This window comes from Coprococcus hominis (ex Arizal et al. 2022), assembly GCF_040094675.1.
Lineage (GTDB): Bacteria > Bacillota > Clostridia > Lachnospirales > Lachnospiraceae > Coprococcus_C > Coprococcus_C hominis.
Window position 1 is genome coordinate 221,649 of the sequence record NZ_JBBNHG010000031.1, and the last position, 13,162, is coordinate 234,810.

Genomic DNA, 13,162 nt, shown 5'->3' on the forward strand with positions numbered 1-13,162 from the left:
AAAAAAGGCAAACTTTATCCAGTGATTTTTTTTGCATATTTTTGCCATTTCAGTGAAATTTGTGTGATATCTTACATAAATAGCTCCAGTATATACACAATCGCACACGAAACAAGCGACACCACAAACATGCTTGTCCTGCGCCATGCAAGGATCAGCGCCACGACGAATCCGATGCCTGCTGCCACCATACTGTTGCTCGCCGTGAGGATCGCCGGGAATGTCATAACCGCGAGCGTCACATATGGCACATAGAACAGAAACGACCGCACCGTCTTGTTCTTGATCTCTTTCTTGATCAATGTGAGTGGCAGAACACGGATCAGATACGTGACTGCTGCCATCACAAGAATGTACAGATAAATATTATGCTTCATGGTTTGCCTCCTCTTCTTCCTTCTCCTCATCCGGAAGCGGGAACAGCACGGCTGCCACCCCGGAGATCACAACAGTCAGAATAATCACCTTCATACCGGAAGAAATATTCTTGATCACCGGTATCTTCGTGAAAAGGAAGCTCGCCGCCATCGCGATGATCACAAGTCCGCGGATCACCTTATTGTCTCTGGCAGGCGGGATAATGATTGCCAAGAACATACCATATAATGCAACGGAAAGCGCACTAACCACGCCGCCCGGCAATACGTTACCGAGCACCACACCGAGGCAGGTGCCGATCGTCCATGCCGGAATCGCAATCGACATCGCACCATACATATAGCACGGATTTAATTTACCTTTTCTTGCAACTGAGATGCCGAAGATCTCATCGGTCACACCAAATCCAATAAAAAAGCGGTGTATGATTGAAAACTTCGGATCAAGCTTCTGTGTCAGTGCACACGACATCAGCATATATCTTAGGTTTATGACGAGCTGCATCAGTGCAAGCTCTGCATACCCTACGCCACCGGCAATCGCTGTGATCGCTGCAAATTCTCCTGCCGATGTCGTATTTGTCAGGCTCATAATTGTCGCCGGAAGTGCATACACCCCCGCATTTCGCGCCGCAATCCCAAGTGTAAATGCGACCGCAAGGTATCCAAGTGCGATTGGAATTGCATCCCGCATTCCATCGCAGTAATTCTTTCGATTTATATTTTCTGCTCCACTCATTTTATCTCATCCATCACTTCTTCTAAAGTTCCGTGGTCTGTCCGCACGCGGATATGGCAGGCACGCGCATAGACGGGTCCCCGCTCTTTCATCATCGCCTGGATCTTCGTATACGGATCGTCACACTGTAACAGCGGACGGTTCGTACAATGCTTTACCCGTGCATAGGTCGTATCTGCATCTGCCATCAGGTAATATACTGTTCCGACCTCTTTCAGCAGATCGCTGTTCTCCTTGCGAAGCGGCAGTCCACCGCCCGTCGCGATCACGCAATGTGTCTTCTCCCGAAGTTTCCGGATGACATCCGTCTCCAAAGCGCGGAAATATGCCTCTCCCTTCTTCTCGAAGATGTCCGGAATCGTCATTTCCTCCTGTGCCTCTATATAAAGGTCGGTATCAATAAACTCATATCCAAGCTTCTTGGCAAGTGCCTTTCCAACCGTTGTCTTACCGGCACCCATATAACCGATCAGGACAATATTATCTCCACGCTTCTTCCCATAGATTGCATCCTGCAGCGCCAGATATACTTTATCGGTCAGCGTCTCAGACACGGTCAGATTATTCCACAGTTCATATGCAAGGATTCCCTGATAGAGTAACATCTTCAAACCATTTACTGCGGGCACACCAAGCTTCTCCATCTCCTTTAAGAATGGCGTCTGTGCCGGATTGTAGATCAGATCCACACCAGCCTTCGCTATCGCATAGAACACATCACCGAAATCAAACGGCATCCCATCACCCTCATGCAGTCCGACTGAGGTACACTGGATCATCAGGTATTTTCCATCCGGAATACTCTTATAATCCTCGGAAGCGACCGCCTGTACGACCGCCTTCCCTGCAAATGCATTCATATCGTCCGCGATTGCCTGTGCATGTGCATATGTCCGGTTTACGATATACACCTGCTTTGCGCCATAGCTGACACACATATACGCGACCGCACGTGCGGCACCACCTGCGCCAAGCATGATAACTGTCTCATCCTTTAATGCAATTCCTTCTGTCTCTAACGCTTTCGCCAGTCCCGGCATATCCGTGTTGTAACCCTTATAGCCGCCCTCCACACGGACAAGTGTATTAACCGCGCCGATCGTCTTCGCGGCGATATCCACATCCACGAGACTCTCCATCACGTGCTGCTTGTGCGGCACGGTAATATTCAGTCCAAGCACGCCCTCGTCATACGCCAGCTTCACACAACGGGACAAATCCTCGTCCTCCACGCAGAATGGCACATACCGCTCTGACAGCCCCAGTGCATCGCTGAGCGTGTCATGGATGACCGGTGACAATGTATGTTTGATCGGATTTCCGAAGATTCCAAGCAGATGCTCTGCAGCGACATCCTCGTAACCCTGTATCGCATATTTCATGATTTCCATCGCCATTTTCCCCTGTTTCGTCTATAATTGTCTATAATCAGACATTTTCCTCAAATATAATACCATAAAAGTGAAAACCTGCAACCATTTAGATACATTTCTGATACATTTGTATCCTATAATATAAACAGTTCTTACACGCAGGCCCGACAATCAACAGGGATGCTGCACGAAAAACTACGAGGGGGAATTTCATATGAGACGCAAAACCATATTCTATAAAATGGTGATCGGTGCACTCCTGCTTTCCATCTTATCCGGATGTGGAAAGAAAGCGGGCGTCGATTATATTCAGGAGAACGATTCCAGACAGGATGCCGTTTCCGCATCCGACTTACATCTGAACTATTCCGTATCAAACGGACGCACGACCGTCAATGTCGACGCCGATGTGAACACCAGTCTGTCCACGCAGTCTGCTCCGGTTGCGACTGCCGTCCGGTGCGACTATACAAATGAAGATATCACACGCATTGCGGCTGCAATCTTCGATGAGGGAAGCTATAAATTATTCCTTCCATACAGCCGTCAGTCAAAGGAAAATATCACTGCTGCCTGCGATGCATTTGCAGAGACTTTTGCTACCTACGCAGATAAATCCGAGATTCCGTATAATCTGTTGGCAGAATGCTCCTATGCACAAAATGCAAAAGACGGCGGCGTCTTTGATCCTATCGAGACAAATGGAACGATTCAATACTATCCAACCATCAAGCCAAGTGCAGACAGCGAGGAATTTTGCAACTTCTGTAATATCCGTGGCACGATAGACGGAAAGGACTGTCAGCTTTCCTTCGTCCAGACGCGCAAGCACTGCATGCTTGTGTTGCACAAAGATTATAACGAAGAGCTTACCTATGGCTTGTTTAACCAATTATCCCCGATCCGTCCGGATATGCTCGAAACGCTTGCCGGCAGCGACAACATCTGCTCGTATTCCACGGAAGGTGCCTCAACGCTTGTCACCGATACGCTCTCCAGAATGGGAATCGATGATTATGTAGTTACCGACGTATTTCCGACGCAGACCATCCGGACCGTCTACGACATCAGCAGCACATATCAGGTAACCGCAAACTACGACAAGGAACCAGTCATCTCTTATGATTCCTATCTGGTCTACGGTGGGCGCAGCTTAGATGCGCTTACCCCTGTCTACACCACTGCAAACTTTCAACCAGAGCTGACTGATTATGAAAGCATGGATCAGGACGAAAACGGAACAATCTCCAATTATCAGGATTATATCTTCTATGGCTATGAATTCATCACCGCCAATGTCGGAAATGACGGTTTGAATTATCTGATCGTCGCCAATCCTATGAAGATTGAAATCATCGACGTCGATATGGCGAACACACTGGATTTCTCCCAGATTGATACGATTGCACAGGACTACATCAACAAACACACCTTTGATGAGACGGTGTATGACATAACAGATATCCGGTACGGACTGATCCGGGTATCCAACGAAGAGGATGATTCCTACCAGTTGCTCCCGGCATGGTATTATCTTGCAGAAGGAAGCGAGGAAAGCAAACCCTATTATTTCCCATCTGCCTACGTCATCATCAACGCCATCGACGGAAGTATCTACAATGACGAACTTGGCTACATCTATCAGCATAGAAACAAATCAGATTAACAGGAGGAAGATCTTATGAAGAAACGAATTGCAGGCATTCTCATATCCATCCTTGCATTATTCGCCCTGTCCGGGTGTGGAAAAGAGAAAGATATCTCATACGTGGATGAACCGGCAACGACAAGCGATGCTGCCACCGCTTCGGTTCTGCACCGGAATTATGAGGTCACAGACGGACTCCTGACATTTACGGTGGATGCCGATGTCGATACCAGTTTATCGGCACAAAGTTCCCCTGTGGTAAAAGTCTCCCGAAACGACTACACCAAGGATGATATGAAGCGGATTGCAGATGCCATCTTCGATGCTGGAAGCTACGCATTATTCCTGCCCTATGTCCTGCGCCCGGATGAGGAGGTCAAAAGTGCGTGTGCCGATATGCAGGAGAAAATCGCACAATATAACGACAGCGCAGACATTCCATACTCTTTGCTGCAGGAATACTATATCGCCCAGCAATGTATGGAGAATGACAACGTGGTCACCCCGATTCATACGGATGGTTCCCTGAAATGGTATCGTTTCACCTCCTCCGAAAATACGGATATTTATACAAATTTCTGCGTCATCAAAGGAACGATCAGCCAGAAGCCTTACTATCTGTCGTTTATACAGACGGATGTGTACTGTACAATGCTGCTCCACACGATCTACGAACCATATATCCAGTATCCGCAATACTACGACACCTATGCAAACCCTCTTTATGAGAATGAATCGTACTCCGACGAATGTCAGTATTCTAAGGAAGAATCAAAAGCAATGGTGCTTGATACGCTTCAGACTATGGGAATCTCCGATTACACGATCACAGATGTACAGAAGGCACAGACCATAAAGCCCGATTACGAGATAACGAAAGATGGGGAAATCATAGCCAGCGATTCTTCAAACGATGGATATTCCTATGATTCCTATCTGCTCTATGGCGGCAGAAATGTGGACGGTATCGCTCCTGTTCATACGGATTTCAATTTCTGCCGCGAACTGGTCTCCGGGACAATCGGCGAAAACGGCAGTTCAAACGATTCTTACACGAATGCCAGATATGGATACGAAGCCATCTTCGCGAATGTCGGAAATGATGGTATCAACTATCTGGTTATCCAGAATCCGATGAAAGTAGAGGAAGTCTTAGAGACAAATGCACAACTGCTCTCTTTCGATCAGATTGACGCAATCGCCAAAGATTACATCTCGAAGTTCGATGGGACGACTTTACCATTTTCTGCGGATAACACCTACAAAATCAAGGAGATTCAATATGGATTGATCCGGTTATTTGACGAAGAATCTGATTCCTATATGTATATTCCTGCGTGGTATTACATGATCGATGGGGAATCTCTTTCTTCCCCATTTTGTACATTTTCCCCATACGTCATAATCAGTGCCATCGACGGAAGCATCTATCATGATTATAACGGAAACATCAACTAAAGCGAAAGGAGAACGCATATGAAGAAACTATCCTGGATTTTAATTATTACACTTCTTGCATCCTGTCTCTCTGCCTGCGGCAGGAAAGAGACTGTCATCTATCAGGGAGATACCGCATCTACGTCCGATGCCACAGATAACCCTATCCGGAATCTCGATTACACCGTTCCGGGGGACAAAGGAACTCTGACTGTACAGGCACAGGTGGATACCTCGCTTGCCGAGAAATCAGCACCGGTTGCATCTTTATCCCGCGCTGACTTCACGGACGAAGGCATCCAGACGTATGCAGACCTGATCTTCGACGAGGGAAGTTATTCACTATTTATGCCATATGATTTTCGTTCGATTGAGGACTTAACCTCCGCCTGCGGCGCATGGGAAGATACATTCAAAAGCTATGAGAATTTCTCTACGATCCCGGAATATATGATTGCAGAATACTACGACGCTACAAATGTCCTTGCGACGAAAAAGCAAGATGCCGATGCAGCAAAGCGTGTCGTAGAAACCAACGGTGAAATGAAATGGTATATCAATCCCTATAGCGAAAGGGATGATATCGGGCAATTTATACCGAACCAATTCTGTATTATCGACGGAACCATTTCCAAAGAGCACTATTATCTGGCATTTTTTAAATCCAACCTATTCTGTCGTATGGTATTATACAAACAGTACTGTACTGATGCTATCGATTTTTCTACCAGTAACACCTATAAGGCGTATCCAATTTCTTCCGCTTACGTTGAGCAAAATGGGGGAAACAGCTGTTCCCTCTCCCTCACAGAAGCGAAGCAGATTACTGAAAAATATATGCAGACACTGAAGATTACTGATTATACAATTGTGCAAACACTGGATGCTATACGACATCCCCAACATTATACGATCAATGCCTCCTTTGCCGTAGAACCTCCGGCAGAAGAAACAGAACCTGCCACAGACTCCTATCTGTTCTATGCCAGCCGAAGCCTGAATAATCTTTCTACCTTATATACATCTGAAACATTTTCAACAACCCTGACGGATTATTCCAATGCCGAATATGACGCCAATGGTGGTTTTATATTCTCCGCGGACGAATCCAATACATTTTACGGTTTTGAATCTCTGACCGCCAGCATAGACAGCAACGGGCTTTCCTACCTGATCTGGAACAATCCAATGCAGGTAGACACCATAGAAGCAAAAACTTCTCCAACCCTGTCATTTGATCAGATTGATGCCATTGCAAAGGCACAGATTGATTTCATGAGCATATGGAACAGCAGTCCTTTCGATCCCCTTTCCATAGCTGATTGCGAATACACGGTAACGAGTATCGAGTATGGTCTGATCCGGATTTCTGATTCCAAGCACAAATCCTACTCGCTCGTTCCTGCATGGTTTTACATGCTTAAACCGGATGAAGCCGGTATCCTTTACAAATCCAGTTATGCAATTATCAATGCGATTGATGGCAGCATCTATAACCCATTTATTGGCACACTGGAACCAACAGACAACAGTCAGACAGAGAAATGACAGACAATCATACAAAAATCCGAAACAGGCTCACAGCTATATGGCAGATTATAATCATGAAAAAGGGATTGCATATGCAATCCCTTTTGTAGTGTGTGTGATTTTAAGTTTATTTACTAATTTGTTGTTATTACTTTCTAAGACCAAGCTGCTCGATAAGTGTTCTGTAACGCTCGATATCCTTGCTCTTAAGATATGCGAGAAGGTTTCTTCTCTGACCAACCATCTTAAGAAGACCTCTTCTTGAGTGGTGATCCTTTGGATGTACCTTGAAGTGCTCATTCAGGTCGTTGATTCTTGCTGTAAGGAGTGCAACCTGCACTTCTGGTGAACCTGTATCACCTGCTGTACGAGCATACTTCTCAATGATCTCTTTCTTCTGATCTGCTGTAATCATGCTTTTTTCCTCCATTTTCTTATTTTGTCCAGTCGCTGAGTTATGGTCGGAGTGATCCTATAACCAAGTGACGGCATTTGATATCTTACCACAAGACCTTCATCTTGTAAAGCACTATTTTACTTATAAGTTCCACCCTTGATATAGTCCTCGGCTTTCTCGCTTCCATGTGTGAATTTGTAGCCGATTCCTAACCATTCACTGTTGGTTTTACCAAAATATCGAAGTGGATCTGTCCAATTGTTATCTGCATTCTGTGGATCGAAGTTGTACCAGATTCCGTTGATCTTGATGACACACCAGTAATGCTCACCATACGAGTTATCTGCACGTAATGTCTCGCCTCCGGCACGATACGCCTCAAAGCCGAGTGCTCTTGCAAATACAACCATCGCCGAACCATAATTGATACAGGTTCCGTAACGTTGCCCATTCACGCCGCAAATAATTGTCTTTGCAAAGCTGACAACCTGTCGATCCCGATTATTAGAATACGAAACATTAGTGTTGTTCCATGATCCTGTGAAGCCATCATACTTATAAAATGAATTATCTATAATCCACTTATAACATGCCAGAAGCTTGTCATAATTATCCATTTCAGGCTTTACGACCTGTGCCAATACTTCCTGCACTTTTGTATCAATTGCCGTATCTCTGGTTATGGTTGGAACCAGCACAGCCTCGCTCAGAACCTTGCGCAGATTCTCGCTGGTCGCCTTGTCGTTTGCTTCCTTCTCAGCTTCTTCCTGCCGTTTTCTTTCTTCTTCCTTTTCCTTCTCGATCTGCTTTGCAATCGCAGCATCGACATACGGATATCTCGTCTCGCCCGGTGCAGTCTCGCCCTTTTCTACGAGCACGATCTCGATCGCCTCCAGACGCTTTGCAAGCCCCGACGTTCCGGAAGCCTCTCCGTTACATGCCCAGTCAAGCCATCCATACGTCTGGCTATGTACACGATAATACACATCGAACTTCTCTGCCATCTCTCCGGTCAGCTTGATCTTGATCGCTTCGAGACGCTTCGCCTGTCCGGATGTACCTGCCTGCATATCATTCGTTACCCAGTCCATCCAGCCGTAGGTCTGGCAATGAACGGAATAGGTAATACCACCCGTACAGCTTGTATTTGGCACATCAATCTTAATTGCCTCCAGACGTTTGCCCTCACCGGTTGTTCCAGACTGCTTACCATCTACTACATAATCCAGCCATCCATGTGTCTGTACATGTGTCGTATACTTGAGGTCTGCATCATCGGCGCCATTTTTACGAACGAGCTTGATCTGGATTGCTTCAAGACGCTTCGCCTGTCCGGTCGTTCCACACTCAGTACCATTCTTTACCCAGTCTGTCCAGCCGTAAGTCTGTCTGTGTACACGATATACAACGTCATACACCTCAGCAAGCTGTCCGGTCAGACGGATCTTGATTGCTTCGAGACGTTTTGCCTCTCCGGTCGTTCCACATTCCTCGCTGTCCTTCTTTGTTCCGATGCTCCAACCATAGGTCTGCACATGTGTCTCGTATTCCACGCTACCGGAAAGCTCGGACTTCACCCAGATCTTGATAGACTCCAGACGTTTCGCCTGTCCAGATGTACCGGTTACCTCGCCGTTTTTAGCAACGCCAAGTCCCCAGCCATACGTCTGACAATGTACTGCATAATAAATATCTGCATCTGTACTTGCCGCTTTCGCTGTGCCCGCTGTATTCCCTGTCTGTACCAGTCCAAGCACCATCACACATATCAATATTCTCGCTAAAATCTTTTTCATCTGCTATTCCTCTTCTTTGTTTTGTAACAATTTTGTAACATTATCGCACATGTATAGGAAAAAATCAACAGGCTCTTCCTATTTTTCACAAAAAGATGTATAATCCCTTCAAATGTATATACAATATGAAAGGATTATATTACCATGGCTGGTTCAATATACGGAAAATTATTTACAGTCACTACATGGGGTGAATCACACGGCAAAGGACTCGGCGTTGTCATCGACGGCTGTCCGGCTGGGATTGCGCTTTCTGAGGAGGATATCCAGATCTATCTCGATCGCAGAAAGCCAGGTCAGAACGAATTTACGACCAAGCGAAATGAAGGCGACAAGGTCTCTATCTTGTCCGGCATCTTTGAAGGAAAAACAACCGGAACGCCGATCTCCCTCGTTGTCATGAATGAAGATCAGAAATCAAAAGATTACGGTTCGATTGCAGAAAGCTATCGTCCGGGGCATGCGGACTACTGCTTTGATGAAAAGTATGGATTCCGCGACTACCGGGGCGGCGGTCGTTCTTCCGGCCGGGAGACAATCGGCAGAGTTGCCGCAGGCGCGGTCGCTGCCAAGGTCTTAAAAGAGCTCGGTATTACCCTTACTGCATACACACGTGCGATCGGAACGATCAAGGTTGCAGACGATGCGATCGATCTTAATATGGTCAATCAGAATCCACTCTATATGCCAAACAACACCTGTGCAGCAGATGCAGCTGCTTATCTCAATGAAATGATGGAGAAAAAGGATTCGGTTGGCTCTATGGTGGAATGTATCATAACCGGTGTTCCTGTCGGTGTTGGCGAACCAGTATTTGACAAGCTTGATGCGAAGCTGGCACAGGCAGTCATGTCGATCGGCGCTGTCAAGGCAATCGAAATCGGAGATGGTACTGCTGTTGTCTCATCCATCGGCTCTGATAACAACGACAACTTCTATATGGATGGCGACACTGTCAAAAAGCGCACCAACCACTCTGGCGGCACACTAGGTGGCATGAGTGACGGCAGTCCGATTCTCATTCGTGCTTCTTTCAAGCCAACACCTTCGATCTTTCAGGCGCAGGATACTGTCACACGGGCACACGAAGAAATTGTAATGGAGATCAAGGGACGTCACGATCCGATCATCGGTCCACGTGCAGTCGTTGTCGTTGAATCCATGTGTGCGATTACCGTATTGGATCTGCTGATGCAGAATGCAACCGCAAAGCTGGACAATCTGAAAAGGATTTATCGTTCATAATATATAGGAAAAGGATTTAGTAGAATGGTTTTTTCAAGTATTGAATTTATGTTCCGCTTTTTACCAATCTTTCTGATTGTGTATTTTGCAGCGGCACCGAAATACAGAAATATAATATTGCTGATCGGCAGCTTAGTCTTCTACGGCGTTGGAGAGCCTTCGTATATCATCCTGATGATTCTCTCCATCCTCGTCAATCATTTTGCAGCCGTCAACATCTACACCGCATGGAAGCGGGAGGACGACACACAGGCATCCTCACAGACGATACGAAAGGTCTGGCTCATTGCTGCCATGGTCTTTAATTTCGGAATGTTATTTGTATTTAAGTACCTGAACTTTTTTATCGGCATCATCAATGGAATTGCAGGTACAACCGTATTAAAGCTTGTGTCACTTACCCTACCGCTTGGAATCAGCTTCTACACTTTTCAGGCTGCTTCCTATGTGATTGACATCTACCGCAGGAAATATGAGATTGCAAACGGACTACTGGATTTTGCAACGTATCTTTGCATGTTCCCTCAGTTAATTGCGGGGCCAATCGTCAGCTTCTCAGAAGTCAAAGATGATCTGCACAAGCAGCGCAAGATCAGTCTGCCAAAGATTGAATGGGGCACGACGATCTTTGTACTTGGACTTGCTTACAAGGTACTGCTGGCGAACAAGATAGCTTCCCTCTGGAATACGGTTATGACGGCTGGCGTTATGGGGATTCATCCACTAACCGCATGGCTTGGTTCATGGGGATTTTCGATGCAGCTCTTCTTCGACTTCTTCGGATATTCCCTGATGGCGATTGGACTTGGACGTATCCTTGGATTCAAATTCCCGACAAACTTCAAGAACCCATACTGTGCCACTTCCTCCACGGATTTCTGGCGCAGATGGCATATCACACTCAGCAGATGGTTCCGGGAATATGTCTATATCCCACTAGGTGGAAACCGCAAAGGGCAGAAACGTATGATTCTCAATACATTTATCGTGTGGTTACTCACCGGCCTGTGGCATGGCGCGGACTGGAACTTTATTATATGGGGCATGTTCTTCTTCGTGCTGCTGACCGTCGAGAAGTTATTTTTATTGGACAAGCTGGAACGGCATGCGATCTTATCCCATATTTATATGCTGATCGTGATTCCGGTTTCCTGGACAATCTTCAACATTTCCGATCTGCCAACGCTCGGAAATTATATCAAGCGGTTATTTTTCCTTCCAGTCAAGGGATCGGTCAAAATCGATACCTTCCCGAAGTTTCTGGAATTGTTCGGCACCTACTGGTGGCTGCTCGCAATCTGCGCCATCTGCTGTACGCCGATTCCAATCCGCCTGTTAAAGCGGTTTTACAAGACATGGGTATGTAAGATTCTTATGCTGGCACTCTTCTGGCTTTCGGTTTATCAGATTGCCTCCGGTGCAAATAACCCATTCCTGTATTTCCGGTTCTGACGACTTTGGAATCTGATTTTCCCAAAATCATATATACAGGAACCGGACTATAGATGAAATAAGGATGATGATTATGAATAATAACAAAAAGCGAAGACAACCGAAAACAATTTGGGATTTCCTGCGGGAATGTCCGCTTGTATCCCTGATCCTGCTTTCCGTCATCGGCTATACTTTATATGCCCTTGTCGGTGCTATGGGTGGCGAATACAAGCTGCGGATTTCCAAGGATCATACGCTCTTTATGTCTGCCATGATTAAAGAAGATCCATTTGTGAAAAAAGATGACACAAAGAAACCTTCCGATGACACGACGGCAACCGGTACAGACGCAGATTCCAATCCTATTCCTGCCGCGACATCAACCGATGCACCGGCGACCTCTTCGGATGCAGTCAGCACCGATGGAAGCGAACCGATTCCAACGACCTATATCACAGTTCCAATGCGTAAGGCACGCTCTGCTTATTACGACGATAATGACCGTGTGGCACAGACAACCAACTACGATTATATCACTGTAAATACTGACTACTTTAACGATGCAGCCTTTATCGGGGATTCCCGTATTGAGGGACTACATGACTACGGTACGCTCCGCACCAAAACAACGGCTGATTTCTACTACAAAGATGGTGTTTCCATCTGGGATCTGATGGATAAAACAATGGCAAACGGCGAAACAATTCCAAATGTGCTTGCCACAAAACAGTACAAAAAAATCTTCCTCATGTGTGGTGTCAACGAGCTCGGAAGCGGCTACGCCAAGGATTATCAGGCGCAGTACAAGAAAGTATTAGATCAGATTCAGGAATTACAGCCAGACGCTGTAATCTTCGTCATGGGTATGATGCATGTTACACAGAGCTACGCAGATAACTCAGATGTGTACAACAACGACAATGTGGATTGCAGAAATGCTCTGGTTGCAGAATACGCAGACGGACAGCGTATCTTCTACCTTGATATGAACACCTGCGTCTGTGACATGGACGGCGATGTTCCAATGGGTGTTAAAGCCGATTATTCCAACGATGGTATCCATCTACAGGCACAATACTATTCCCTGTGGGAGGCATACCTGTTGAAACATGGTGTCAGTGACAGCGTATTTACAAACCTGCAAAACAAGTAGTAACTCATTTTAGATTCTAAATGCTGTGTTGTC

The 13,162-nt window shown here is 46.1% G+C and carries 11 protein-coding genes; 6 read left to right on the plus strand and 5 right to left on the minus strand.

Annotated features, from left to right (window positions below):
• Window positions 1-71: 71 nt before the first annotated feature.
• From AAAT93_RS06590 to aroE, 3 genes are read right to left on the minus strand one after another with little or no spacing between them, the layout of a single operon-like run.
• Entirely contained in the window at window positions 72-377 is a 306-nt protein-coding gene (locus AAAT93_RS06590) for an AzlD domain-containing protein (protein WP_021986036.1), read from the minus strand.
• Complete coding sequence (locus tag AAAT93_RS06595) at window positions 367-1,116, minus strand: AzlC family ABC transporter permease (RefSeq protein WP_021986037.1); 750 nt, start codon at window positions 1,114-1,116, stop codon at window positions 367-369. Before AAAT93_RS06595 ends, AAAT93_RS06590 begins: the two co-directional genes overlap by 11 nt.
• Window positions 1,113-2,507, minus strand: coding sequence for a shikimate dehydrogenase (gene aroE, locus AAAT93_RS06600; protein ID WP_227572839.1), 1,395 nt, complete (start codon window positions 2,505-2,507; stop codon window positions 1,113-1,115). Before aroE ends, AAAT93_RS06595 begins: the two co-directional genes overlap by 4 nt.
• 196 nt (window positions 2,508-2,703) lie before the next feature.
• Between aroE and AAAT93_RS06605 the strand changes: the two genes are divergently transcribed.
• The 3 genes from AAAT93_RS06605 to AAAT93_RS06615 are packed head-to-tail and all read left to right on the plus strand — an operon-like array spanning window position 2,704 to window position 7,122.
• Window positions 2,704-4,155: a DUF6034 family protein gene (locus AAAT93_RS06605; RefSeq protein ID WP_227572840.1), complete on the plus strand. Its 1,452-nt coding sequence runs from the start codon at window positions 2,704-2,706 to the stop codon at window positions 4,153-4,155.
• A 15-nt stretch (window positions 4,156-4,170) separates the two neighbouring features.
• Entirely contained in the window at window positions 4,171-5,595 is a 1,425-nt protein-coding gene (locus AAAT93_RS06610; protein WP_227572841.1) for a DUF6034 family protein, read from the plus strand.
• Between the two features lie 18 nt (window positions 5,596-5,613).
• Complete coding sequence (locus tag AAAT93_RS06615) at window positions 5,614-7,122, plus strand: DUF6034 family protein (protein WP_227572842.1); 1,509 nt, start codon at window positions 5,614-5,616, stop codon at window positions 7,120-7,122.
• Between the two features lie 130 nt (window positions 7,123-7,252).
• Here the strand turns inward: AAAT93_RS06615 and rpsO are convergent, their stop codons facing one another.
• Entirely contained in the window at window positions 7,253-7,519 is a 267-nt protein-coding gene (gene rpsO / locus AAAT93_RS06620; RefSeq protein ID WP_021986042.1) for a 30S ribosomal protein S15, read from the minus strand.
• A gap of 119 nt (window positions 7,520-7,638) precedes the next feature.
• Window positions 7,639-9,297 (minus strand): transglutaminase domain-containing protein, encoded by a 1,659-nt coding sequence (locus tag AAAT93_RS06625; protein WP_227572843.1) that lies wholly within the window; start codon window positions 9,295-9,297, stop codon window positions 7,639-7,641.
• Between the two features lie 144 nt (window positions 9,298-9,441).
• Here AAAT93_RS06625 and aroC point away from each other — a divergent pair, with 144 nt between their 5' ends.
• The 3 genes from aroC to AAAT93_RS06640 all read left to right on the plus strand — a co-directional run bounded on the left by aroC (window position 9,442) and on the right by AAAT93_RS06640 (window position 13,129).
• Entirely contained in the window at window positions 9,442-10,542 is a 1,101-nt protein-coding gene (gene aroC / locus AAAT93_RS06630) for a chorismate synthase (protein ID WP_227572844.1), read from the plus strand.
• 24 nt (window positions 10,543-10,566) lie between these two features.
• Window positions 10,567-11,994 (plus strand): MBOAT family O-acyltransferase, encoded by a 1,428-nt coding sequence (locus tag AAAT93_RS06635; RefSeq protein WP_227572845.1) that lies wholly within the window; start codon window positions 10,567-10,569, stop codon window positions 11,992-11,994.
• A gap of 73 nt (window positions 11,995-12,067) precedes the next feature.
• The gene (locus AAAT93_RS06640; protein WP_181985468.1) at window positions 12,068-13,129 is read left to right on the plus strand and encodes a GDSL-type esterase/lipase family protein; all 1,062 of its coding nucleotides are present in this window, start codon (window positions 12,068-12,070) and stop codon (window positions 13,127-13,129) included.
• Window positions 13,130-13,162 lie beyond the last annotated feature (33 nt).